Here is a 24,724-nt window from a genome sequence, read left to right as displayed (position 1 = left end):
CCGGCCCCGCGCCGGGCTTTTTCTTGGCTGTTACCGGTTCTGAAGCTACGATGCCGACCCGTCGTCTTGCTAACGGCGTCATCGTGGAGGTGCTGGTGCCCGACCCTGGTTCTGCTGCATCGCCCGCCGCCGATCTGACCGCAGCAGAGAAGGCGCCACGCAAGCGCAGCCAGGCGGTGGTGGTCGTGCACGGAATGGGCGAACAGCGGCCCATGGACACGTTGAGGGGATTTGTCCAGGCCGTATGGAGCCACGATCCGGCCCGTGCTCCGTTCTATGCCCATGTCGCCGATCCGGCCGACCCGATGGGTGCGAAAATCAACCAGAGCTGGATCACGCCCGACAGCCGGACCAATTCGCACGAGCTTCGCCGGATCACCACGCCCTATGATGTCGATGGCCGCCGCACCGATTTCTACGAGCTTTACTGGGCCGACATCACCCAGGGCACGACCCGGAGCCGCCTTGCTGCCTGGGTGACGACCCTGCTCTGGCGCAAGCCCGCCGATATTCCGCACGATGTGCGCAAACTCTACGCCGTCACGCTTTTGGCAACCATCGTCGTCCTCGGCGCGGCGCTGGCGCTCGCAACGTCGGCCTGGCAAGGCTACATCTCCTGGACGACCGGCGTGCTTGTCACGGTTCTGGCGTCGTTCGTCATCTGGTTGGTGGACCAGTTTGGCTTGCCTTATTTCGGCGATGTCGCCGCTTATGTGCGGGCCGAAGCGGCAACGGTCGAGAAGCGGGCGCTGGTGCGCGAGCGTGGTCTCAAGCTGCTGAAGCGTCTTATGACGGACGACGCCTATGACCGCATCGTGCTGGTCTCGCACAGCCTTGGGTCGATCATCGCCTATGATCTGTTGCAGATATTGTGGGCCGATTTCAGGCCTCGAAAGCTGGAAGCCATTCGTGACAGAGCGCGGCTGAAGGCGATCCACGCCGTCGACAAGGCGACGCTGGCCGCCGATGCCGCCGCCTGGCCCGACAGCCTCGACGACCTCGCCGCATTCCGGCGCAGCCAATGGGAGCTCTACCGGCAGCTTCGCGTCGGCGACGCCGATCATCCGCTGTCGTGGAAGATCAGCGATTTCGTCACGCTCGGCAGTCCGCTGACCCACAGCGAGTTTCTGGTGACCTACAACCTCGCCGAATTCAGGCGCGGCATCGCCGAGCGGCTGTTCTCGGCATGCCCGCCGATCGCCGACAGGGCGGCGGGCGGGACCATGCTCTATCAGGAAGGGCGCAGCCATTCGGGAAAGCCGCAGCGGGCGGTGCATCATGGCGCGGTGTTTGCCGCGACGCGCTGGACCAATATTTTCGACAGGGGCAATGGCTGGCTGACCGGCGACCCGATTTCCGGGCCGATGACGGAAAATTTTGGTCCCGGCGTGGAAAACATCCAGGTCGAGCTGCGCGGCTTGCGCGGCCGCGTCTTCACGCACCGGCTCTACTGGTCGCTGACGGCGAGCGGCGTCGAGATCAACGCGCCGGCCGGTGCACAGCCGCGCTCGCACCTTGCCGTGCTGCGCGATGCGGTCGATCTTGGCCGCAAGCTGGAGGACTGAGCTATCGGCGGCGAGCAGCGCACGACAATGCTGCGCCGGCAGTTCAAAGCAAGGTCCCCTTCGGGCGTAATCTTCCCGAAGCGGACCGAGTTCGCTTAGTCACCGATCAACGATTGGTCAGGAAAATCGCTTCCTCTTCGTCGCGCTGCCTGCCGCCAAGTGCTGCAGCCGCGCTGGCAATGAAGGCCCCGACGACCAGCGACAGCGCGCCGATCAGCGAGAAGGTGGCGCCTGCCTTTCTGGCGGTGTCGGCCGCCTGCTGAGCCTTGACCTTGGCGTCCTGTGCTCTGGCGATTACCGCATCGACGCGAGCGGTGGCATCCGCTTCGGACAGACCTGTGCGGGCGGCCACTAGCCTTGACAGATAGGTCTTGTCCTCGGCCGATATTTCGCCTGCTGCGGCACTCGCGAGCAGAATGCGCGATGCCTGTGCCGTTGCCGCAGCGTCGCTCTCCGGATTGGCGGCAGCGAGCCTTGCCGGATCGGCCGGGCGGAACAGCGTATCGACGAAATACGATGTGGCGTCGTTAGTCGAGGCGCTACCAGCGTTTGCAGCAGCACCTGCCGAAGCGCCCATTGCCGCGCCGGATGCCACAGTCGAAGCGGCCTGGACACCGGTACCTATCGCGGCCGAAAGCGCCGTGCCGAGCACGCCGGCGACGAGCAGCGTCGCCAGCGCCCAGGCCAGGAAGCCGTGAGCGGTATCGCGGAAGAAGACTTCATCGGTGTGGATGCCGACCCATTTGGTGCGCAGGCGTCCGGCGAGGTAGCCGCCCAGGGCCGACGACAGCCACTGCACGACAATCAGCCAGACGGCGGTGGAAACGGCGAATGTGGTGACTGACGCACCCGAGCCGGACCATGGCGACACCATGCTCAGCCCAAGCCCGGAGCCGAGCAGCATCAAAGTGAAGGTAAGCGTGGACGCAGCAAAGGCGCCGGCGACGATTGGCCCCCAGCTGACGGCGGGGGAAGCGGATTCCGTCGGTGCGGAAACGTCGACAGTCGTTAGCGTGGACGGCATGGAAGCCCCCTACCTTGCAAACAGCATAATCAGAATAATGATCGGAATCGGGACTCCGAGAAGCCAGAGCAAAATGCCACGTCCCATGGATGCCTCCTGCGGCGATTGTGATCGACTACAATGCCTTGAAAGCCTTTCCGTTCCGGCGGTCCTGGTGATCTTTGTTGCGTTGCAGCAGTCGTATTGGTGCGCCAAGGCGCACCAATACACTTCATGCCTGCTGGCTGGGTATCTGGATGGCGGCTCAGATGTCCAGATTGGCAACCGACAGCGCGTTTTCCTGGATGAATTCGCGCCTTGGCTCGACCTCGTCGCCCATCAGCCGTGAAAACAATGAGTCCGCATCAGTCGCATCATTGACCTTGACCTGTAAGAGCGAGCGCACATTCGGGTCGAGCGTCGTTTCCCAGAGCTGCTCGGCGTTCATTTCGCCAAGGCCCTTGTAGCGCTGCATGGTCAGGCCCTTGCGGCCGGTGGCAAACACGGCATTAAGCAGTGCCAGCGGCCCCGAGATGGTTTCTGAGACATCCTTGCGGCGCAGCACCGGCGGCTCGCCGTAAACTTCTGCCAGGCGCGGCGCATAGCGGTCGAGCTGGCGTGCGTCGGCGGAATTGATCAGCGCCAGGTCGAGATGTGCGAACTCCTTGACACTGCGCACTGTTCGCTCGAAGACATAGCCGCCAATGCCCTCGTTCGAGGTCGACATGCGGCCGGTCCAGCCGCGCTCGGTATCCTCGGCAATAATATCCAGACGGCGCGCAACACGCTCGGCCGTCTCGTTGGCGCGGCCGAGGTCGGTGAAGATCTCCGGGTTGAGCGCGCCGGCGATTGCTGCCTGCTCGACCACGCCTCTGTTGTAGCGCGTGTGCAACCCGTTGATGAGCTGGCGGACAGCTAGGGCGTCGTCGATGGCGCTGCGCAGGTCCTGCCCGGCCCGCACCTCGCCTGTGCTGAGCGCAAGCGACGCTTCTTCCAGCCCGGAGCCGATCAGGAATTCCTCGAAGGCGGCTTCGTCCTTGATGTATTGCGAACTCTTCCCGCGCGTCACCTTATAGAGCGGCGGCTGCGCGATGTAGAGATGACCGCGTTCGATCAGTTCCGGCATCTGGCGGAAGAAGAAGGTCAGCAGCAAGGTGCGGATGTGGGCGCCGTCGACATCGGCGTCGGTCATCAGGATAATCTTGTGGTAGCGCAGCTTGTCGGCGTTGAACTCGTCCTTGCCGATCGAGGTGCCGAGCGCGGTGATCAGCGTGCCGATCATGTCGGAGCCGAGCATGCGGTCGAAGCGGGCGCGCTCGACATTGAGGATCTTGCCGCGCAGCGGAAGAATTGCCTGGTTCTGGCGCGAACGGCCGCCCTTGGCCGAGCCGCCGGCGCTGTCGCCCTCGACGATGAAGATCTCGGATTTCGCCGGGTCGCGCTCCTGGCAATCGGCCAGCTTGCCGGGCAACGAGGTGACGCCGAGCGAACTCTTGCGGGTGATGTCGCGTGCCTTGCGCGCGGCCTCGCGCGCGGCAGCTGCCTGGATGACCTTCTCGATGACCGCCTTGCCCTCGGTCGGGTGCTCCTCGAGCCAGGTGCCGAGCGCTTCGTTGACAAGCCCTTCGACCACCGGGCGGACCTCGGACGACACCAGCTTGTCCTTGGTCTGCGAGGAGAATTTCGGGTCGGGAACCTTGACCGATAGCACCGCGGTGAGCCCTTCGCGGCAATCGTCGCCGATCAGCGCCACTTTTTCCTTCTTGGTCAGGCCCGAGGAGTCGCCATAGCCGGTTATCTGGCGTGTCAGCGCGCCGCGAAAGCCTGCAAGGTGCGTGCCGCCGTCGCGCTGCGGGATGTTGTTGGTGAAGGCCAGCACGTTTTCATGGTAGCTGTCGTTCCACCACATGGCGACTTCGACGGTGATGCCGTCGCGCTCGGCGCGGATCGAGATCGGCTTATCGAGCAACGGCTTCTTCGTCCGGTCGAGATATCGGACGAATTCTTCGAGGCCGCCATCGTAGTGCAATTCATGGCGCACGATGTCGGCATGGCGGGCATCGGTCAAAACGATGCGCACGCCGGAGTTCAGGAAGGCGAGTTCGCGCAGCCGGTGCTCCAGCGTACCGTAGTCGAACTCGACCATGGTGAAGGTCTCGGACGACGGCAAAAACGTGATTTCGCTGCCGCTGCGGCCTTCATAGGTGCCGGGGACCTTGTCCTGTTCATAACTGCCGGTGATGCGCAGCGGCGCGTCGGCATTGCCATGCGTGAAGCTCATCTCGTAGATATGGCCGTTGCGGCGGATCTTCAGCTTCAGCCAGGCCGACAGGGCGTTGACGACCGACACGCCGACGCCGTGCAGGCCGCCCGACACCTTGTAGGAATTCTGGTCGAACTTGCCGCCGGCATGCAGCTGCGTCATGATCACTTCGGCCGCCGAAATGCCTTCGCCGGTGTGGATATCGGTCGGAATGCCGCGGCCATTGTCGATGACCGTCACCGATCCGTCCGGATTGAGCGTCACCGTCACCAGGTCGGCATGGCCGGCCAGTGCTTCGTCGATGGCGTTGTCGACGACTTCATAGACCATGTGGTGCAGGCCCGAGCCGTCGTCGGTGTCGCCGATATACATGCCCGGCCGCTTGCGGACGGCATCCAAGCCCTTCAAAACCTTGATGGAATCGGCGCCGTATTCGGCTTCAACGCCGTTGGCGATGTCGGTCTGGTCGCTCATGAAAACCTGTCTGATTGATGCCGTGTGCAGAGCGCGAAAAATCGGCTTCGAATCGCGCATTTCTAATGTCGTAGATATAGGCGCAAAAGGCGGTTTTTCCAAGGTTTGCAGGCATTTCCGAACGGAATGATCGTCGCGTCGGCCGGCTACTGGCGCTTGGCTTCGATCCTGGCCAGCCGCTCACGCAGGAACTTGACCATGAACTTGTATCGCGGCGCCAGCCGACCGGTCCGGTCGAGCTCGAGCGTCATGTCGAGCGCCTTGGAAAGCACGGCCTTCGGGTCCTTTGCGACTTGGGCGTAGTCGATATAGGCGACCACCAGGTCGCGCTGCCAGGTGGCGTTGTCCGGATCGGACCGGGCAAGTTTCTCACGAATGGCCAGGCTGTCCTGAAGGGCTTGCCGCGCCCCCCTGACGTCGCGCTGCCTGAGGCGCAGCGTGGCGATCTCGGACAGCGTTATCGACAAGTCCCGCTGCCAGTCGGAATTGGCGGGATCGAGCTTCGCCAGCCGCTGCGCGATCGCGTAGCTGTCCAGATAGGCTTTCAGCGAGCCTTTGTGGTCGCCCTGTATAGCCAGGACGCCGGCGACTTTCTCGATGCATACGGACAGGTCGCGCTGCCATTCGGTGTTGTTCGGGTCGCCGGCGGCGAGCGCGCTGGCCTGCGAAAGTGCCTCACGATAAGCCGAAAGTGCCGCCTGCCAATTCTGCCGGTCGCTCAGCGCGTTGCCGATCTTGGCATTGCCGACCGACAGGTCGCGTTTCAGCTCGGTGTCGTCCGGATCGCGTTTCGCCAGTTGCTTGACGATCGCCAGGCCCTCCTTGTAGGCAGCTAGCGCCCCGGCAGCGTCGCCGCGTTCGCGCAGCAGGTCGCCTATCGTATCGTGGCTGACCGAGACGTCACGCTGCCGGTCGGCGTCCCCCGGTTTGTCCGCGGCCAGCGCCAGCCGCACCTTCAGGCTCTCTTCATAGGCCGCCTGTGCGTTGTCCAGTTGACCTGCGATATGGGCAAGGTGACCGATCTCATCGTAGGTGATGGTCAGGTCGCGCTGCGGTTCGGCACGGTCGGGCTCTCCGGCGGCGAGCTGCTTCTTGATCGACAGGCTTTCCTGGTAGACCTCTGCGGCGCCGGCCAGATCGCCTTGCGTCGCCAATACGTTGCCGATCTTGTCGTCGGCCATGGCGAGGTCGCCGAACCAGTCCAGATTATCCGGTTCTGCCTCGGTCAGGCCCTGCAGAATGGTTTTGGCCGTCTCATAGTTTTGCAGCGCTGTCGGCAGATTGCCTTGGGCCATCCGCACATTGCCGAGCTTGATGTGGCTGACGGCGAAGTCGCGCTTCACGCTGGGATCGGTTTCATGATGCGACCGCCGCTCGAGATCGGCTTGCAGCGCCTCGAAGGCACGGCCAGCCGCATCGATATTGCCGACCGTGGTATAGAGCTTGCCGAGCTCGTCCAGCGTGCGGATCAAGCGGTCGGCGTCGTCGAGCGACAGCACCACCTGTCCGGCTTCGCCATAAAGCGCGAGCACGGACTCATAGTCCTTGATGGCTGTGGCGTAGTCGAGGTCGGCGCGCGCCGCCCCGCCGGACAAATAGCGCGTTGCGGCCTCGGAGAGCGTGCGGCTGACGAAATTGGCCCTCAAAGCGTTGCGAGAGACACTGTCGATCTCGGCTGCCTCGGCGAGCTTTTTGCGCGCCGCATCGAACGCTCCCAGCGAAAGCTGCTCTTCGGCTTGCCGGCGCAACGCCGACACTCTGAGATCGTCGGATCCAAGCGTCTGCATTTCGCTCCGCACCTTGACGAAGGCGTCGGCTGCCTCACGCAGCCTGGCGTTCAGACTGTCCGCAGAGAGGTGGCCGGCATCGGAACTGATCAACGCGCCATAGAGCGGTGCCAACGGCATGTCGGCGTCGCTGGCGATCTTCTCCACCTCGCCGCGCATCAGAGGCGTCACCTCGGCCATGGCCAGCAACAAGCGTTCGCGTTCCGGCAATTTCTCCTTGGCCGAGGCGGCAAAGAACAGCTGCGGCAGGCCGCTCTCGACATAGGGCAATTGCCTGCCGCGCGAGAGGTCGTAGACCTCCTGCTGCACGAGCGTCAGCACGGAGCGGATCTCGAGACCTTCGGTGCCGAGGTATTTCGTCAGCGCCGCGGTAAACGGCGAATTCTGGCCCGTCCCATCCGCGGCGGTCTCGCCGGGCGCCGCCGAGAAGGCAAACAGGATGTTTTCTGCCCGCCCGATGCGGCCAAGACCCGGCCGGACCTTGTCGCTGACCTCTTTTACCAGCGCCGTTGCGCCGCGGCCTTCGCCGCCCGTAGCCGCGAATGGATCGCTGCGGCAGGCATCGAGCACGATCAGTCCGACCTTGCTGGTGGCGGCGACGGCCGCGCGGATCTCCTCCAGCGGCAGGCTGGTCCTTTCCAGCGTAGCGAGCGACGACGCGTCTGCATCGACCGGCAGGAGCCGGTTCTCGCCGGCTATTTCGACGCCGTGGCCGGAGAAGAACACCAGTGCCACGTCGGCGCCTTTGGCATCCTCGCGGAAATCGTCGAGCGCCCGGCGCATGCGCCGCAGGTCGCGGTTGGTTTCGAGGAAGACCTCGAAACCGAGCTTCCTCAGCACCGTTTCCATGATCTCGCCGTCATTGACGGGATTGGCGAGCGGCCGGATCAGCCGGTAGTCGTTCTCGGCGATGACCAGCGCAGCGCGCCGCTCCGCCATTGCAGCGGAGGCCGTCGAGAGGATCAGCAGCAAGGCAAACAGAAAACGCAAATCGAACCGCCCCGGCCCGGTCATTTGCCGGAGCATTCCATCTCTTTATGGCATGAGCAAGTTATGGCATCGGCCAGCTCGGCCGTTCGCGTTGTTAGGTGGCGCGCATCGGCCTCAGCGCTTCGCTCCAGCGGAACAGCTCGTCCAGCATGGTCCTGGCCCCGCCGAGCACCTGCTCGCTGGGCAGGAAGGCGCCGGTCTCGTCGAGCAGCTTCTGGTACGTCGGCAGCGCCACGCCTTCCGGAATCGGCATGACACCGACGGCGGTCAGCAACGGTTTGACCGCCTGCGCCGCTCGCAGGCCGCCGGAGACACCGCCGTAGCTGAGGATGGCGGCCGGCTTGTATCGCCATTCCCTGAGCAGGTAGTCGACCGCGTTGACGATCGCGGGAGCGGTGAAATAATTGTACTCCGGCGCCACGAAGACGAATGCGTCGGCGGCGTCGATTGCTTTCGACCAGGCTTTCGTGTGGCTGTTTTCGTATTTGCCGAGTCTCGGATGATGCGGCTCGTCCAGCACCGGCAGGTTGAATGCGGCGATGTCAGTGAGCACCGGCTCGAATTTGCCATGCTCGCGCGCAAAGCTCTCCAGCCACTTTGCGAAAACTGGTCCGGCGCGGCCCGGCCGCGTGCTGCCGATGATGACGTTCAACTGGTGCTTCAAGACAGGCTCCCGCCGGTTCTGACATCTGTGGTGCTGCCACCTAAGACACGCAGCCGGACACAGCAAGCAGGCACTTTCCGGTGCCCGGGTCACATTCCAGAGAGCGGATGCATCACCTTGTCGTCCGCTCACATGGACGCCTGCCTTGCCCGCCACTACATTGAGGTGTCAGCGGAGCAAGTCATGGACAGTCAGCCCGTCCCCTTCGTCCCGCCGGCGCCGAAGCCGCGCACCGCGCCGCCCTCGACGCTGGAGATGATCCGCATCGTCTATCGCAATCCGCTCGAACTGTGGGGCGAGCCGACCTACAACGAGCCCTGGATTTCGGTGACCGGCATCGGCGGGCCGCTGGTCATCGCCAACGACCCCGGTCTCATCCGCCACGTGCTGGTCGATAACGCCAAGAACTACAAGATGGCGACGGTTCGCCAGCTGATCCTGCGGCCGATCCTGCGCGACGGCTTGCTGACCGCCGAGGGCGAGGTGTGGAGGCGTTCACGCAAGGCGATGGCGCCGGTGTTCACGCCGCGCCATATCTTCGGTTTTGCCGAGCCGATGCTGAGGCGCACGCGGGAGTTCGTCACGCGCTACGAGGGCGGCGGCACGTTCGATATCGCTCACGACATGACGCTGCTTACCTTTGACATCCTGGCCGAGACGCTGTTTTCCGGTGAGATTTCAGGCGAGCCGGGCAGCTTTGCCAAGGAGATCGACCGCCTGTTCGAGACCATGGGTCGGGTCGATCCACTAGACCTTTTGCGGGCACCCGATTGGCTGCCGCGTCTGACCCGCATCCGCGGCCGCAAGACCATGGCCTACTTCCGCAAGATCGTTACCGACACGGTGCAAATGCGCGAGGCGCGGTTGAAGCGTGATCCGGACACGGTGCCGCAGGATTTTCTCACGCTGCTGTTGAAAGCGGAGGGACCGGGCGGGCTGACCCGGGCCGAGGTCGAGGACAACATCATCACCTTTATCGGCGCCGGCCACGAGACTACGGCCAGGGCGCTCGGCTGGACGCTCTACTGCCTTGCCGAAGCGCCGTGGGAGCGCGAAAAGATCGAGCACGAGATCAATGCGGTGCTGGCGCGTGAGTCCGATCCGACGAAGTGGCTCGACGCCATGCCGCTCACCCGCGCCGCCTTCGAAGAGGCGCTCAGGCTCTATCCGCCGGCGCCGTCGATCAACCGCGAACCGATCGAGCCCGAAACCTGGAACGGCCTCTACATACCGCGACGTGCCGCAGTGCTGGTGATGCCGTGGGTCGTCCACCGCCATCGGAAATTGTGGGACCGGCCCGACGCTTTCATGCCGGAACGCTTTCATCCGGGGAATCGCGAAAAGATCGACCGTTTCCAGTATTTGCCGTTCGGCGCCGGGCCTCGTGTCTGCATCGGCGCCAGCTTCGCCATGCAGGAGGCAATCATAGCGTTGGCGATCATGCTGTCGCGCTATCGTTTCGATACCACCGCGCAAACCCGCCCCTGGCCGGTGCAGAAGCTGACGACGCAGCCGCAAGGCGGGCTGCCGATGCAGGTTACCAGGCGCGCGGCGTAGGCAACCGGACGTCCGTTCGCGCCGGTATTATGCGGCGGACTTGCGTTGGAACTGGCCGGCGGCGCGGTAGCGCCAGAGATAGCTGGGCAGGATGGTTCCGATCGACCGCGGCTGGATCCCGAGGCCGGCGAGCGTCCTGTTGTCTTTGACGGCGGCTTCCGACACGACATTGTGCTGGCGCAACAGCAGGACCTGGTCCTTGGTCAACAACGGATTGGGCAGCAGCCCGAGAATTGATGCCTGGAGGTTCGCCAGCCACCATGGCACGGGCAGCAAAAACCGCTTGCGTTCGATGATGACAAGCAGCTCTTGCATGCATTCCTTGAAGGTAAGCACTTGCGGCCCACCGAGTTCATAGATCCGGCCGCCCTGGACCTTGCCGTCGACCGAATGCGCCACCGCCTCGGCGACGTCGCCGACATAGACCGGCTGGAATTTCGTCTGCCCGCCGCCGATCAGCGGCAGCACTGGGGAAAAGCGGGCCATGTTGGCAAAGCGGTTGAAGAAACCGTCCTCCGGCCCGAAATTGATCGATGGCCGCAAGATCACGGCGTCTTGGACCGTCTCCAGAACGGCCTTTTCGCCGAGCGCCTTGGTACGCGCATAGTCCGATTGCGCGTGGAGATCCGCTCCCAGAGCCGAGATATGGGTAAGGCCGGCGCCGACGGCGCGCGCCGCTTCGGCGACAGCGCGCGCGCCGAACTCGTGGACAGCAGTAAATTTCTGCCGGCCGGCCTCATGCGCGATTGCCACCAGATTGACGACATGGTCGGCGCCTTGCACGGCGCGGTCGACCGACCAGCGCACCCGGACATTGGCCTGCACCGGCTGGATCTGCCCGACATTGCCAAGCGGTTGCAAATGACCGGCGAGATCGGGCCGGCGGCAGGCGACCCGGATGCGGTAGCCGCGCTTGGCCAGCGCCCGCACGACATGACGACCGACAAAGCCGGAGCCGCCGAACACGACGACGAGCTTTGGGGTCTGCAGGATTTCGGTCATGGCTGGCTCCGGCGGGCTATCCAGATGGCTTGGTTGAAGCCGTTTCATAGTCGGTTTCGCGCCAAAGGCAAAGGGTGAGCATAGGTCGCCCGGCATTGTTGAAGCATGATTTCCGGTATCCGTTCGAAACGGCAGAAAACCCGCCGACGCCCGGCTTTAGGGTAACGCCATTAGGAACAGGAACCTTTGTTCGGTCGGCGGTTTTAGATGTATGGTTTGATTCCGAATGGAGGATATTGCCGATGACGACAAAACGCGTTGCGCTCTTCGCTCTGGCTTTCGCAACAGGCTGCAGCATTGGTGCCTCGGCATTCGCGGCAAACCGGCATCACCACCAAGCTCAACCCGAGCGCTACGTTCCGGCCAACGGCGACATCATCGACATTCTGTTCGGTGGCCCGCGCTACTATGACAACCACCTGTTCACGACGGCCGCCGAACCCTGCTCCTACAACAGGGTAGGACCGGACGCGAATGCGGCGAATGTCATCAACGATCATTATTGCGGGAAGTAGGCTCGCGCTGCCGGATCGGCCGGCCTCGTCAGCCGCTCATCGGATAAACGAATTTCTTCAGGACGAATAGCGGGCGGCGAATTCGGAAATGCGCTGCACGACGGCTTTCGGCGCGCTTATGCCGCGCGCCGCCGCCTTCTCCGCGGCCTCGGCCCGGGCACGCCCCGGCACATGCACGCCATAGCGCCGCCGCAGCCGGTCGAGCTGATCCTTCATCCGCTTTTCGAAGTCCGGATCGAGCAGCTTGGGCTCGACGGCAAGCACGAACAGGCCGGTCCCCGGACTGTCCGGCCCGCCGCTGAACCACGGCGCATCGAGCGACCAGTTGGCGCCCGACAGGCCCGCAGCCAGCACCTCGACCATCAGCGCGATGTTGGCGCCGCGCTGGCCGCCGAAGGCAAGCATGGCGCCCTTCATTGCAGCTGCCGGGTCCGTGGTCGGATTACCGCTCGCATCCAGTGCCCAGCCTTCGGGTATCTTCTTGCCATCCTCGGCCGCCTTGCGGATGTTGACGAAGGCGGTGGCGCTCGACGATTGGTCGATGACCAGCGCCGCCCCGTCCGCGGCGGGTGCCGCAAAGGACATCGGATTGGTGCAGTAGACCGGCTTGACCGAGCCCGAGCCGGCAAGCACGGCCGGGCCGTTGGTGGCGGCGAACGACACCAATCCCTGCGCGGCCAGCCGTCCGGTGAAATAGCCGAGCGCGCCGCACGTATAGGCATTCTTCTGCGAAAAAATCGCGACGCCGAACAGCCGCGCCGCCTTGGCGAGGTCATCGATCGTGCGGTCGAAACCGGTATGCGCCAGTCCGCCGCGCGCATCGGAGAGATAGACCGCGAGCGCCGGCCTGGTGATCACCGGATCGGCGTTGCCGTCGATGCGGCCGGCTTCCAGCGCTTCGAGATAATCGATGAAGTGCGACAGCCCAACGGTCGACAGTCCTTCCGCCTCGGCCGCGACGATCGAGGCAGCCAGCGACTGCGCCGCCTCTTCATTGGCGCCAGCGCCAAGTGCGGCCATCCGGCACAGCCCGGTTGCCTGGTCGAGACTGAGTTGCATTGTGATTGCCATGGATATCCGAGGGAATGGTGATGGTGAATAGTGATGAATGGGACTTAGCCGGTACCATTACGGGCTACTCACTACTGACTATTCACCATTTCACCTAACCAATCTTGTTCGGAATCCGCGCCTCGATCTTGCCTAGCGTGAAGACGAGGATGCCGGTGATCGCCATATAGATCAACGCGAGGAGCAGCAAGGGTTCATAGGTGAGGTAGGTATCCTGACGCACCTTTGAAGAGACGGCGAATATATCGATCACGCTGATGGTCGCCACCAGCGGCGTCGATTTCAGCTGCAGCACGGTTTCGCCGGTCAGTGTCGGCAGCGCGCGATAGAAGGCCTGCGGTAGCCAGATTCGCTGGAAAATCTTCCAGCGGCTCATGCCGAAGGCGCGGGCGGCTTCCAATTGGCCTTTCGGCACGCCGGCAAAAGCGCCTCGCATCACCTCGCCCTCATAACCGGCGAAGGACAGCGTCAGCCCGAGGACGCCATAGGGCCATGCCTGCCTCAGATAGGGCCACATCCAGGACTCGCGAATCCATGGATATTGTGGAAACAGCGAGCCCAGCCCGTAATAGAGCAACCAGAGTTGCAGCAGCAGCGGCGTCCCTCTGATGACGGTGCAGAAGACCTTGGCGGGTGCTGCGAACCAGAACGAGCCGGCAGCCTGCGCCAGCCCGAGCGGCACGGCGAGCAGGAAGCCCAGCGTGCAGGTGACGGCAAGAATCCACAGCGCGCGCCAGATGCCGAGCAGTCCTAGCCCGTAATATTTAGGCAGCCAGTCCCAGCGCATGAAGACAGCCGCCGCCAAAACCAGTCCCAGCGCGATCAGGATCAGCACGATACGATGCGGCTTCAGCCACAGCGAAGCGCGTGCGGCTATCTCGACGGCCGCTGCTTCGCCAGTCATCGCCGGGTCAGCCATCACCGGGCCTCCTTGAGCGAGGGCATGCCGCGGCGGGCCCAGCTCTCGATGCGGCCGATGATCAGATTCGAAACCAGCGTCAACAGAAGGTAGATCGCGCCGGCGGCGACAAAGAATGTCAGATAGGCTTTGGTTACGCCTGCCGCCTGCCGTGTCGCCAATGTCAGCTCGAAAAAGCCGACGACCGCCAGCAGGGCGGTGTCCTTAGTGGCGATCAGCCAGAGATTGGCAAGGCCGGGTATGGCGAACGGCAGCATCGCCGGCAGTGTGATGCGCCGCAGCAGCAGGCCGGGAGACATGCCATAGGCGCGCGCGGCTTCGATCTGGCCCTGCGGAATGGCGAGGATCGCCCCGCGGATCACCTCGGTCGAATAGGCGCCCTGGACGAAGCCGAGCACGGCAATGCCGGCCGCCAGCCCGCTAATGTCCATGCGCTGATAGCCCATTGCCGTCAGCATCTGATTGATCAGGTCGGTGCCGGCGTAATAGAGCAGAAGGATCAGCACCAGCTCCGGCACGGCGCGCACGACTGTCGTATAGACTGCCAGGAGATCGCGCACCACCGGACCACCATACAGCTTGCCGGAGGCGCCGCCGATGCCGATCAAAAGGCCCAGACAGGTGGCGCCGACCGCGATCTCGATCGTATGGAGCAGCCCGACGATGAGCGTTCCACCCCAGCCCGGCGGCACGGGCGAGAGAAGCGCGATGGCAGAGGCGGCCCAAGCCGGAACAAATGCGTCGATCAGCGTCGCCCTCGAATTGCTGGCGCTAAAACCGCCGGCGATTTCCGCCCGCGGAAGCTCGCGTCGATGGATTTCGACCAACCACGCGGCTCTATCGCGGCCGCGTGGTTAATCGCTCATGGATGAGGCCGTCAGTTCGACTGCGTGTCGGAGCCGTAAATATCAAAGTCGAAGTACTTCTTCGAAATCTCGTCATATTTGCCGTTGGCGCGGATGGCCTTGATGCCGGCGTTGATCTTTTCCTTCAACTCGGTGTCTTCCTTGCGGACGCCGGCGCCGACGCCGGGCCCGAGAATGGCCAGATCCGGCGCGACCATGCCTTTTAGATCGCAGCATTGCTTGCCCTGGTCCGATTTCAGGAAGGCGTCGAGGGCGATGGAATCGGCCTGCACCGCGTCGACCCGGCCGGCGGCGAGATCCTGGTTGGCCTCGTCCTGGGTCTGGTATTCCTTGATTTCCGCCGCGTCGGCGAAGTGCTTCTTGGCGTAGTCGGCGTGTACGGTCGAGACCTGGACACCGATGATCTTGCCCTTGAGGTCCTCCGGTGTAGAGCCGAACTTCTGGTCCTTCGGCCCGATGATCGCGGTCGGGGTGTTGTAATATTTGTCGGAGAAGTCGATCGTCTTCTTGCGTTCGTCGGTGATCGACATCGAGCTGGCGATGACGTCGATCTTCTTGGTCGTCAACGCCGGGATGATGCCGTCCCAGGCGACCGGCGTGATGACGCAGTCGAGCTTCTCCTCGGCGCAGACAGCGTCGATGAATTCGATTTCCCAACCGACCCATTTGCCGGACGCATCCGGCGAGGTGAACGGCGGATAGGGCTCGGCAGCGACACCGATCTTGACCGGATCGGCCTTGGCCACGCCCATGGCGGCAACGCCAAGCAGCAGCGCTGCGGCAACGGTCTTGAGAATAATCTTCATCGTCATGACTCCCAGTTTTGTTGTTGTTCCCGGTTTTCGTCCGCCCACGGTTTAACTGATGTTGCGGATGAACTGCTTCAGCCTTTCGGATTTTGGCGCGCCGAAGATCTGTTCCGGCGGCCCCTCTTCCTCGACCAGCCCGTTATGGAGGTAGACGACATGCGTCGCGACCTCGCGGGCAAACTTCATCTCATGGGTGACCAGCACCATGGTGCGGCCTTCGCGCGCCAGGTCGCCGATCACCTTCAGCACCTCGCCGACCAGCTCCGGGTCGAGCGCCGAGGTCGGCTCATCGAACAGCATGACGCGCGGATTGATGGCCAGCGCCCTGGCAATCGCGGCGCGCTGCTGTTGGCCGCCCGACAGATAGGCGGGATAGACGTCACGTTTTTCGGCCAGGCCGACGCGGGCGAGCAATTTTTCCGCCTCGCCGATCGCCACATCGCGCTTGACGCCGAGCACATGCACGGGAACCTCGATGACGTTCTCGATCAACGTCATGTGGCTCCACAGATTGAAGTTCTGGAAGACCATGCCGAGCTTGGAGCGGATGCGTTCGATCTGCTTGCGGTCGGCGGGCACGGTGTGGCCGTAGCTGTCGGCCTTCAGCTTTATCTCTTCGCCATTGACCCGGATGATGCCGCTGGTCGGGTTCTCCAGGCAGTTGATGCAGCGCAGCAGCGTCGACTTACCCGAGCCGCTGCCGCCGATGATGGCGATCACCTCGCCATCGCGCGCCGACAGCGAAACGCCCTTCAATACATGCAGCTTGCCGAAATTCTTGTGCAGGTTCTCGACGTGGATGGCTTCGGCAGCGCCGTTCTGCGCCATATGCTTCAGGGCGGTGGCCGGCGCTGTCATCGTCGCGGCGCCCCGCGGAGCAGCCGAGGCAGTCCTTGCTGGAATTTTTTACCCATTACCCGTCACTGGACAGCGTTCCGATTCTCAAGATGGACCGTTCCGCTTGCCTCCGTCAACCGCAGTTTTTGGACCATTGATCACCGCCTGCCGAGTGGCTATTGGCAGGAGAGGCGCGTTTCAGGAGAATTTAGTGGACAAAGCATACGGGTCGCAGTCGATGGCCGGGACGCTGCAGCGCGTGCTGATGCGCTCCGCCGCCAGCGCCATGCGTCGGGCCGAAGCACTGGATTGGCACTATGGCCCCGGCTTCGATCCGCAAAAAGCGGCTGCCCAGCACGAAGCGCTGGCCAGGCTGATTTCTGTCTCAGGCGCCGAAATCGAATGGCTGAGCGACGCCGATGACGGACTTGCCGATTCCGTTTTCACCCACGATCCCTCGCTGATGACAGACCATGGCGCGGTCATCCTCGCCATGGGCAAGGCGCTGCGCCGGCCTGAGCCAGGTCTGCACGAAGCAGCCTACGGGCGCATGGGCATCCCCGTCCTCGGCCGTATCGATGCTCCCGGCCAGGTCGAGGGCGGCGACTGCGTGTGGGTGGATGCAAACACGCTGGCCGTCGGCCGCGGCGTGCGCACCAATCAGCACGGCATCCAGCAGCTCTCCAACCTGCTTTCACCCAAGGGCATCCAGGTCTACGGCTTCGACCTGCCGCTCTGGCAAGGCGAGGAGGCCTGCCTGCACCTGATGTCGGTGATCAGCCCGCTCGCCGACGATCTGGCGCTGGTCTATGCGCCGCTCCTGCCGGTCGCCTTCCATCAGATGCTGCGCGAACGCGGCATTCGGCTGGTCGAGGGCGATGCCGACGAATTCTTCGCCTCGAATGGGCTCAGCCTGAACGTGCTGCCGACCGCGCCGCGCCAGGTTATCGCCGTTGCCGGTTTTCCGAAGACGGCGGCTGCCATGCAGGCCGCTGGCTGTACGGTCTCGACATTCGAGGCCGATGCGCTGTGCATTGCCTGCGAGGGCGGCCCGACCTGCCTCACACGCCCGGTGCTAAGACAATGACGACCATCGGTGAAGCGCTCATCACCTTGCTCGAAGCGCACGGCGTCGACATCGTCTTCGGCATTCCCGGCGTACACACGGTCGAGCTCTATCGCGGGCTTGCGCGATCGAAGATCCGTCACGTCACGCCGCGCCACGAGCAGGGCGCCGGCTTCATGGCTGACGGCTATGCGCGCGCCAGCGGCAGGCCGGGTATCGCCTTCGTCATCACCGGGCCGGGGCTGACCAACACCATCACCGCCATGGGCCAGGCCCGCGCCGATTCGGTGCCGATGCTGGTAATCTCGGGCGTCAACGCCACACCGACGCTGGGCAAAGGCCTTGGCCATCTGCATGAACTACCGGACCAGCGCGGCATGATGGAGAAGGTGGCGCTGTTTTCGCACCGTGTCACCGAGGCCGACGAACTGCCCGGCGTGCTCGCCCGCGCCTTTGCGCTGTTTTCATCCTCGCGTCCGGGTCCGGTGCATATCGAGATCCCGACCGATGTCATGACCATGCCGGCCAACGGCATCGTGCCGCTGCTGCGGAATTCAGCGCCGCCCGGGCCGGATGTGGCGGCGATTGCAGAGGCGGCAAGGCTGTGCGCGTCTGCCAGCCGGCCGCTTATCCTCGCCGGTGGCGGCGCCAAATCCGCCGAAGCGCCGTTGCAGCGGGTGGCCGAGAGGCTGGGAGCGCCGGTGGTCCAGACCGCCAATGCGCGCGGCCTGCTCTATCGTCATCCACTTGGCGTGCCGGCCAGCCCCGGCCTGAAGGCGGTGCGTGCGCTGATCGCCGATGCCGACCTGGTGATCGCAGCCGGCACCGAATTCGGTCCGACCGACTATGACGGCTATGGCGACGGCGGTTTTGTCCTGCCCGTCAATCTGATCCGCATCGACATTGACGCCGACCAGCTTGCCCGCCGGCCTGCGCGGATTTCAATCCAGGCCGATTGCGGTGCAGCGCTCGAAGCGCTGCATGCAGAACTCGGCACGGGCCAGGCGCAATCGGGCGACGGCGCCGCTCGCGCCGCCGCGACGCGGCAAGCGGCCTTTGCCGAGATTGGCCCGGCTATGCAGGCGCAATTGCGCGCCGTCGAGACGATCCGTGATGCACTGCCTGGCGCGATCATCGTCGGCGATTCGACCCAGCCGGTCTACGCCGCCAACCTCTACTACGATCACGACCGGCCGGGCGGCTGGTTCAACGCCGCCACCGGCTTCGGCGCGCTCGGCTACGGCCCGCCGGCAGCGATCGGTGCCGTCCTTGCCAGGCCTGAGGCGCCGGTCGTTTGCCTCACCGGCGACGGCGGCTTCCAGTTCACCCTGCCGGAACTGGGCGCCGCGCTCGACGCGGTGGCGCCGGTGATCTTCACAGTCTGGAACAATCGTGGCTACCGCGAGATCGAAACCTCGATGCTCGATGTCGGCGTCGAGCCGGTCGGCGTCTCGCCGGCACCGCCGGATTTCTGCAAATTGGCCGAAGCCTATGGCATTGCCGCCGAGCGGATTTCCGGCGCCGGCGGCTTGGCGGACGCGCTTGGGCGCGCGCGGGCGACTGGACGACCTTACGTCATCGAGATTTCGGTTGAGTGATCGCGCGAAAGGCGCGACCTTCCGCATCGGCGGCGCGCAATGACGGAGCGGTCGAATATGACGGAAACACTGGACGGCAGACATATCGTGGTGACCGGCGGCACCGGTGCCCTTGGCGGCGCGGTCGTAGGAAAACTGCTGGAGCAGGGCGCCATCTGCCATGTGCCCAATGCCCACGCTGCCGCGCCTGCGCATTTCCCCTTCCCGGCGCATGACCGCGTCAGGCTGGCTCATAATGTCGACCTCGCCGACCCTGCCAAGGTCGACGCCTTCTATGCCAGCGTTCCGGATTTATGGGCATCGGTGCATCTTGCCGGCGGGTTCACCGCCGCGCCGGTCGAGAAGATCGAGCCCGCCTCCTTCGCCGAGATGATGGACACCAACGCCCGCACCACCTTCCTGTGCTGCCGCGCGGCGATACGCTCGATGCTGGAATCTTCCGTGCCGGGCCGCATCGTCAATGTCACCGCGCGAGCCGGGCTCGATCCGCGGCGCGGCTCCGGCAAGGTGGCCTACGCTGCCGCCAAGGCGGCGGTCGCCGCGATGACCGTGGCGATGGCCGAAGAGCTGAAGGGCAACGGCATCCTGGTCAACGCCGTGGCGCCCTCGACGCTCGACACGCCGGCCAACCGGGCTGACATGCCGAACGCAGATTTCAGCAGATGGGTCAGCCTTGAAGCGGCGGCCGAGGCCATTGCCTACCTTGCCTCGCCGGCCAACATGGCCATCAGCGGCACGCTGGTGCCACTCTACGGCCGGGCCTGAGCCTGCGGTTCGTCACCAGCAAAAGGTCACAAGCAAAAGCCCCGCCGGGATCGTTCCGGCGGGGCTTTTTGTTTCGTTTATAACCCGCGCGAGGCGCGGTGTTGGCTTAGCTGCCCTGCTTCTTCAGCGCGGCACCCAAAATATCGCCCAGCGAAGCGCCGGAATCGGTTGAGCCGTACTGGGCGACCGCTTCCTTCTCTTCGGCGATTTCCAGCGCCTTGATCGAGACCTGCAGCTTGCGGGTCTTCTTGTCGAAGGCGATGACGCGGGCGTCGACTTTCTGGCCGACGGTGAAGCGCTCGGGGCGCTGCTCGTCGCGGTCGCGGCTGAGGTCGGAGCGCTTGATGAAGGTCTCGATGCCGCTGTCGACCAGCCGCACTTCCAGACCGCCATCCTTCACGCCGATAACCTCGCAGGTGACGACTGCGTTCTTGCGCAGTTCGCCTGACGTCGCGGCTTCGCCGACCGTGTCCTTGGCCAGCTGCTTGATGCCGAGCGAGATGCGCTCCTTGTCGATGTCGACGTCGAGCACCTGCGCCTTGACCATGTCGCCGCGATTGTACTCTTCGATCACCTGCTCGCCCGGACGGGTCCAGTCGAGGTCGGAAAGGTGGACCATGCCGTCGACGTCGCCTTCGAGGCCGATGAACAGGCCGAACTCGGTCTTGTTCTTGACCTCGCCCTCAACCTGGCTGCCGACCGGATGGCTGCGCGCGAAGGCCTCCCACGGGTTCTCCAGCGTCTGCTTGAGGCCGAGCGAGATACGGCGCTTGGCCGGATCGACTTCGAGCACCACGACGTCGACTTCCTGCGTTGTCGACAGAATCTTGCCAGGATGCACGTTCTTCTTGGTCCACGACATTTCCGAAACGTGGATGAGGCCTTCGATACCCGGCTCCAGCTCGACGAATGCGCCGTAGTCGGTGATGTTGGTGACGGTACCCTTGATCTTCTTGCCGATCGGGAACTTGGTGCCGATCTCGGACCACGGATCGCTCTCGAGCTGCTTCATGCCGAGCGAGATGCGGTGGGTTTCCTGGTTGATGCGGATGATCTGCACCTTGACCGTCTGGCCGATATTGAGGATTTCGGTCGGATGGTTGACGCGGCGCCATGCCATGTCGGTGACGTGCAGCAGGCCGTCGATGCCGCCGAGGTCGACAAACGCACCATAGTCGGTGATGTTCTTGACGACGCCTTCGACCACCTGGCCTTCTTCGAGGTTCTGCACGATTTCCGAACGCTGTTCGGCGCGGCTTTCCTCGAGCACGGTGCGGCGCGACACCACGATGTTGCCGCGGCGGCGATCCATCTTGAGGATCTCGAAAGGCTGCGGGTTGTGCATCAGCGGCGAGACGTCGCGGATCGGGCGGATATCGACTTGGCTGCGCGGCAGGAAAGCCACGGCACCGTCGAGGTCGACGGTGAAGCCGCCCTTGACCTGGTTGAAGATGACGCCTTCGACGCGTTCGCCCTTGGTGAACTTCTCTTCCAGACGGACCCAGCTCTCTTCGCGGCGGGCCTTTTCACGCGACAGCATGGCTTCGCCAAGCGCGTTCTCGATACGCTCGACATAGACCTCGACCGTGTCGCCGACCTTGAGCGTCGTGTCCTTGCCCTTGACGCCGAATTCCTTCAGCGGCACGCGGCCTTCGACCTTGAGGCCGACGTCGATGATGGCCATGTCCTTCTCAATGGCGGTGATGATGCCCTTGACGACCTGGCCTTCGCCGGAATGGCCGGCGGAAAATGATTCTTCGAGCAGGCTCGCGAAATCATCGCGAGTGGGGTTTGCAACTGACATAGTTTCTCCTGGAATGCCCCGCAATCTGTCGCGGGGCGGGCGCCGTGGGTTAGCGTTGCGTTGGCCTGCCGGCGTTCCGGGCAAAAAGCCCTTGGCCGCCCTTGAGCGGCAATTCCGGCGCAGGAAGAATGCTGGCAGGCTGGTTCACGCCCAAGATGGGAATTCTTTTGTCGCCGGCAATCGGCGGCGGCAGGAAAACCCGACTCAGGCTTCGTTTCTCTTGGCCAGGACGTCGTCGATGATCGCCTGAGCCGCCAGAAACGCGGCCTCTATAGCCATTTCCGACGTGTCGAGCAAGTGCGCATCGGCGGCCGGCTTCAAGGGCGAGTCCATGCGGCCCATGTCGCGCTCGTCGCGGCGCACGATATCGGCAAGGATTTCATCGAAATTGGCAGTGCCGCCGATGCTCTCGATTTCGTCCAGCCGCCGCTTTGCCCGCACCTCGGCAGTGGCCGTGACATAGAGCTTTACGTCGGCATCGGGACAGACGACAGTGCCAATGTCGCGGCCGTCGAGCACCGCACCCGGTGGGGTTTTTGCGAAGGCGCGCTGCTTTTCGACCAGGATGCGCCGCACGGTTGGGAACACAGCGACTTTCGAGGCCGCCTCGCCGACCGCGTGTGCCGAAAGCACGGCGCGGTCGAGCTTTGCCAGATCGACCTGGTGAGCCGCCGTTTCAGCGGCCGAGACATTGTCGAGCGGCAGGCCGAGCCGGAGCAGCGCATGCGCCACCGCGCGATAGGTAAGGCCGGTGTCGAGCAGGTTCAGCCGGTAGTGATCGGCCAGCCGCCGGGCCAGAGTGCCTTTGCCAGCACCGGCAGGTCCGTCAATGGCGATGGTGAAGGTTGAGGTCATCTAGTTTGACTGAACAGACGGGACGTCAGTACCGCCAAGGCGATCAAAACCGATAACGGCAACGCAATGAAAGGTATTACGCCGATTGTCATGAAGGCCATTGCTCCAAACGCGTTGAAAAGACCGGCAAGGAAGACCCAGTCGCTATTTCCGAGAAACCGGGCTGCATAAAATGACAGGTAGATGGTCATAAATTGAAGGGCCAGAAGCCAGAAAAGAAGAGCGAAAATACCAAATCGCTCTTTGAAAACGAGGCGTTCGATCAGATACGGGACCAGCGCAGCTCCTAGATATCCCGCTACAGCCAGCAAGTCTCGCAGCATCAATCGATCTCCGCGCCCAGCCCCTTCATCAGCCCCATGAATTCCGGAAAGCTCGTTGCGATCATCGCCTGATCGTCGATGGTTACCGGCTTTTCCGTCGCCAGCCCCATCACCAGGAAGCTCATGGCGATGCGGTGGTCGAGATGGGTCTGGACGATGGTGCCCTGTCCGTTGGGATGCTGGCCGAGGCCCTTGCCGCCCGGCTTTCCACGCACCACAAGCGAGGCCTCGCCTTCGCTGCAGTCCACGCCGTTGAGCTTCAGCCCTTCGGCCACTACCGACAGCCGGTCGGATTCCTTCACCCGCAGCTCTTCCAGCCCAAGCATCAGCGTCTCGCCCTCGGCGAAGCTGGCCGCCACGGCAAGCACCGGATATTCGTCGATCATGGTCGGCGCCCGTTCGGGCGGTACGGTGACGCCCTTCAGCTCGGAATAACGCACGCGCAGGTCGGCGACGTCCTCGCCGCCTTCATTACGGCGGTCGAGTATCTCGATCCGGGCGCCCATTTCCTGCAGCGTCAACAAGAGGCCGGTGCGGGTAGGATTCATCAGCACGTTTTCGATGGCAATGTCCGAACCCGGCACGATCAGCGCCGCCACCAGCGGGAAGCCGGCCGACGAGGGGTCGCCCGGCACCGCGATCGTCTGTCCCGTGAGCTTGCCCTGGCCCTCGATGAAGATGTGGCGCACGCCGCGTTCGTCGGTCTCGACCGACAGATTGGCGCCGAATCCCTTCAGCATCTTTTCGGTGTGGTCGCGCGTCATGACAGGCTCGATCACGGTGGTGACGCCAGGCGTGTTCAGCCCGGCGAGCAGCACCGCCGACTTCACCTGCGCCGAGGCCATCGGCACGCGGTAGGTGATCGGCGCGGCGTGCTTGGGCCCGTGCAGCGTGATCGGCATGCGGTCGCCGGGCGTCGCCCTCAGCACCTGCACCCCCATCTGGCGCAGTGGTTCGAGCACGCGGCCCATCGGCCGGCCGGACAGCGAGGCGTCGCCGATGAAGGTGGTTTCCATGTCATAGGTACCGACCAGGCCCATGGTGAGGCGTGAGCCCGTGCCGGCATTGCCGAAATCGAGCGGGCCTTCCGGCTGCAGCAGCGCGCCGTTGCCGGTACCGCGGATCACCCACTCAGCGCCATGCTTCTCGATATGAGCGCCCATGGCCTTCATGGCAGCGCCCGTACGCATTACGTCCTCGCCTTCCAGCAGTCCGGTGATGCGGGTTTCGCCGGAGGCCAGGCCACCGAACATGAACGAGCGGTGCGAGATCGACTTGTCGCCCGGCACCCGTGCCGCGCCTGAAAGGCCAGATGATTTGCGGGCGGTGGCCTGCTTCGGGGCGGCAGTGTGCGACATGGTTCTTTCCTGGGAAACGCCGGCGGCCGGCCATTTTCGTCTGGTTTGCGCGGTCTCCTATCATGGCGGACCGAAATGGTCATCCCCTTGGTACGAAGGCCTTCGAATTCAAGCTTTTTGGGACGCCGGCTTTTCGCTTTGACAGCGCCGTAAACTCTGGTTAAGGGGACCAAACTTTCATCGACGAGGCTTGCTGTGGCAAAACCCGAACTTGGCACCAAACGTATCGACCCGGAGACCGGTCGAAAATTCTATGACTTGAACAAGGACCCGATCGTCTCGCCTTATACGGGCAAGAGCTATCCGCGCTCCTATTTCGAGGAAGGCAAGATCGCCGCCCTCGAGGAGGAAGAGGAAGTTGCCGAGAAGGAAGTGGACGCCGAAGAGGAAGAGGGCGTCGAGGTCGTTTCGCTCGAAGAGGCGGACGAGGACGCGAAGGCCGATGAGCTTCCCGATCTCGGCGACGACGAGGACGACGTCGACCTTGGCGATGACGAGGATGACACGTTCCTCGCCGACGAGGAGGAAGAAGACGACGACGTTGCCGACATGATCGGCGTCGGCGAGGACGACGACGAAGTCTGAGCGAACCGCATTCGCCGGCAATCGCCGCTCTGCCTAGAAAAAGCGGTT

Annotated in this window: 21 protein-coding genes; 7 read left to right on the top strand and 14 right to left on the bottom strand. The window is 63.7% G+C overall.

Annotated elements, in window-relative coordinates:
* The first annotated feature begins 50 nt into the window (after positions 1-50).
* Positions 51-1,565 carry a hypothetical protein gene (locus AC0L2Y_RS16295; protein ID WP_473557715.1) on the top strand — a complete coding sequence of 505 codons (1,515 nt, stop codon included), beginning with the start codon at positions 51-53 and terminating at the stop codon, positions 1,563-1,565.
* Positions 1,566-1,671: 106 nt separating this feature from the next.
* Here AC0L2Y_RS16295 and AC0L2Y_RS16290 read toward each other — a convergent pair whose 3' ends face one another.
* The 4 genes from AC0L2Y_RS16290 to AC0L2Y_RS16275 all read right to left on the bottom strand — a co-directional run bounded on the left by AC0L2Y_RS16290 (position 1,672) and on the right by AC0L2Y_RS16275 (position 8,746).
* Positions 1,672-2,589 carry a hypothetical protein gene (locus AC0L2Y_RS16290; RefSeq protein ID WP_352492659.1) on the bottom strand — a complete coding sequence of 306 codons (918 nt, stop codon included), beginning with the start codon at positions 2,587-2,589 and terminating at the stop codon, positions 1,672-1,674.
* Positions 2,590-2,833: 244 nt separating this feature from the next.
* Positions 2,834-5,305, bottom strand: coding sequence for a DNA topoisomerase (ATP-hydrolyzing) subunit B (gene gyrB, locus AC0L2Y_RS16285; RefSeq protein ID WP_473557712.1), 2,472 nt, complete (start codon positions 5,303-5,305; stop codon positions 2,834-2,836).
* Positions 5,306-5,451: 146 nt separating this feature from the next.
* Positions 5,452-8,118, bottom strand: coding sequence for a caspase family protein (locus tag AC0L2Y_RS16280; protein ID WP_473557710.1), 2,667 nt, complete (start codon positions 8,116-8,118; stop codon positions 5,452-5,454).
* 58 nt (positions 8,119-8,176) lie between these two features.
* The gene (locus AC0L2Y_RS16275; RefSeq protein WP_473557708.1) at positions 8,177-8,746 is read right to left on the bottom strand and encodes an NADPH-dependent FMN reductase; all 570 of its coding nucleotides are present in this window, start codon (positions 8,744-8,746) and stop codon (positions 8,177-8,179) included.
* A 183-nt stretch (positions 8,747-8,929) separates the two neighbouring features.
* Between AC0L2Y_RS16275 and AC0L2Y_RS16270 the strand changes: the two genes are divergently transcribed.
* Entirely contained in the window at positions 8,930-10,303 is a 1,374-nt protein-coding gene (locus tag AC0L2Y_RS16270; RefSeq protein WP_473557705.1) for a cytochrome P450, read from the top strand.
* A 27-nt stretch (positions 10,304-10,330) separates the two neighbouring features.
* On the opposite strand, the gene AC0L2Y_RS16265 is transcribed toward AC0L2Y_RS16270, so the two are convergent.
* Positions 10,331-11,305, bottom strand: coding sequence for a complex I NDUFA9 subunit family protein (locus AC0L2Y_RS16265; protein ID WP_473557703.1), 975 nt, complete (start codon positions 11,303-11,305; stop codon positions 10,331-10,333).
* 95 nt (positions 11,306-11,400) lie between these two features.
* On the opposite strand from AC0L2Y_RS16265, the gene AC0L2Y_RS16260 reads away from it, so the two are divergent.
* Entirely contained in the window at positions 11,401-11,820 is a 420-nt protein-coding gene (locus tag AC0L2Y_RS16260; RefSeq protein WP_473557701.1) for a hypothetical protein, read from the top strand.
* 57 nt (positions 11,821-11,877) lie between these two features.
* Here the strand turns inward: AC0L2Y_RS16260 and AC0L2Y_RS16255 are convergent, their stop codons facing one another.
* The 5 genes from AC0L2Y_RS16255 to AC0L2Y_RS16235 form a co-directional block, all read right to left on the bottom strand.
* Entirely contained in the window at positions 11,878-12,879 is a 1,002-nt protein-coding gene (locus AC0L2Y_RS16255; RefSeq protein ID WP_023676270.1) for an Ldh family oxidoreductase, read from the bottom strand.
* Positions 12,880-12,985: 106 nt separating this feature from the next.
* Entirely contained in the window at positions 12,986-13,810 is an 825-nt protein-coding gene (locus tag AC0L2Y_RS16250; protein ID WP_473557698.1) for an ABC transporter permease, read from the bottom strand.
* Complete coding sequence (locus tag AC0L2Y_RS16245; RefSeq protein WP_352453687.1) at positions 13,810-14,475, bottom strand: ABC transporter permease; 666 nt, start codon at positions 14,473-14,475, stop codon at positions 13,810-13,812. Before AC0L2Y_RS16245 ends, AC0L2Y_RS16250 begins: the two co-directional genes overlap by 1 nt.
* Before the next feature lie 212 nt (positions 14,476-14,687).
* The gene (locus AC0L2Y_RS16240; RefSeq protein WP_352492652.1) at positions 14,688-15,482 is read right to left on the bottom strand and encodes a transporter substrate-binding domain-containing protein; all 795 of its coding nucleotides are present in this window, start codon (positions 15,480-15,482) and stop codon (positions 14,688-14,690) included.
* 51 nt (positions 15,483-15,533) lie between these two features.
* Positions 15,534-16,343, bottom strand: a complete 810-nt coding sequence (locus AC0L2Y_RS16235; protein ID WP_473557696.1) for an ABC transporter ATP-binding protein — start codon at positions 16,341-16,343, stop codon at positions 15,534-15,536.
* Between the two features lie 217 nt (positions 16,344-16,560).
* Between AC0L2Y_RS16235 and AC0L2Y_RS16230 the strand changes: the two genes are divergently transcribed.
* From AC0L2Y_RS16230 to AC0L2Y_RS16220, 3 genes are read left to right on the top strand one after another with little or no spacing between them, the layout of a single operon-like run.
* Complete coding sequence (locus tag AC0L2Y_RS16230) at positions 16,561-17,409, top strand: dimethylarginine dimethylaminohydrolase family protein (protein ID WP_473557846.1); 849 nt, start codon at positions 16,561-16,563, stop codon at positions 17,407-17,409.
* On the top strand, positions 17,406-18,986 hold the full coding sequence (locus AC0L2Y_RS16225; RefSeq protein WP_473557693.1) for a 5-guanidino-2-oxopentanoate decarboxylase: 1,581 nt from the start codon (positions 17,406-17,408) through the stop codon (positions 18,984-18,986). The genes AC0L2Y_RS16230 and AC0L2Y_RS16225 overlap by 4 nt, the downstream gene beginning before the upstream one ends.
* A 57-nt stretch (positions 18,987-19,043) precedes the next feature.
* Positions 19,044-19,751 (top strand): SDR family NAD(P)-dependent oxidoreductase, encoded by a 708-nt coding sequence (locus tag AC0L2Y_RS16220; protein WP_352464463.1) that lies wholly within the window; start codon positions 19,044-19,046, stop codon positions 19,749-19,751.
* A gap of 106 nt (positions 19,752-19,857) precedes the next feature.
* Here the strand turns inward: AC0L2Y_RS16220 and rpsA are convergent, their stop codons facing one another.
* The 4 genes from rpsA to aroA form a co-directional block, all read right to left on the bottom strand.
* On the bottom strand, positions 19,858-21,555 hold the full coding sequence (gene rpsA, locus AC0L2Y_RS16215) for a 30S ribosomal protein S1 (protein WP_023676278.1): 1,698 nt from the start codon (positions 21,553-21,555) through the stop codon (positions 19,858-19,860).
* A 204-nt stretch (positions 21,556-21,759) separates the two neighbouring features.
* A complete protein-coding gene (gene cmk, locus AC0L2Y_RS16210) occupies positions 21,760-22,410 on the bottom strand; it encodes a (d)CMP kinase (RefSeq protein WP_473557690.1) in 651 nt (216 codons plus the stop codon).
* A complete protein-coding gene (locus AC0L2Y_RS16205) occupies positions 22,407-22,733 on the bottom strand; it encodes a hypothetical protein (RefSeq protein WP_473557687.1) in 327 nt (108 codons plus the stop codon). Before AC0L2Y_RS16205 ends, cmk begins: the two co-directional genes overlap by 4 nt.
* Positions 22,733-24,091 carry a 3-phosphoshikimate 1-carboxyvinyltransferase gene (aroA, locus tag AC0L2Y_RS16200; RefSeq protein ID WP_473557685.1) on the bottom strand — a complete coding sequence of 453 codons (1,359 nt, stop codon included), beginning with the start codon at positions 24,089-24,091 and terminating at the stop codon, positions 22,733-22,735. The genes AC0L2Y_RS16205 and aroA overlap by 1 nt, the downstream gene beginning before the upstream one ends.
* A gap of 195 nt (positions 24,092-24,286) precedes the next feature.
* On the opposite strand from aroA, the gene AC0L2Y_RS16195 reads away from it, so the two are divergent.
* The gene (locus tag AC0L2Y_RS16195; protein ID WP_023676282.1) at positions 24,287-24,676 is read left to right on the top strand and encodes a TIGR02300 family protein; all 390 of its coding nucleotides are present in this window, start codon (positions 24,287-24,289) and stop codon (positions 24,674-24,676) included.
* The last annotated feature ends 48 nt before the right edge of the window (positions 24,677-24,724 follow it).

This window comes from Mesorhizobium sp. WSM4830, assembly GCF_055811495.1.
The sequence above is the reverse complement of the archived record's forward strand: the minus strand, read 5'-3'. Positions and strand labels throughout refer to the sequence as shown.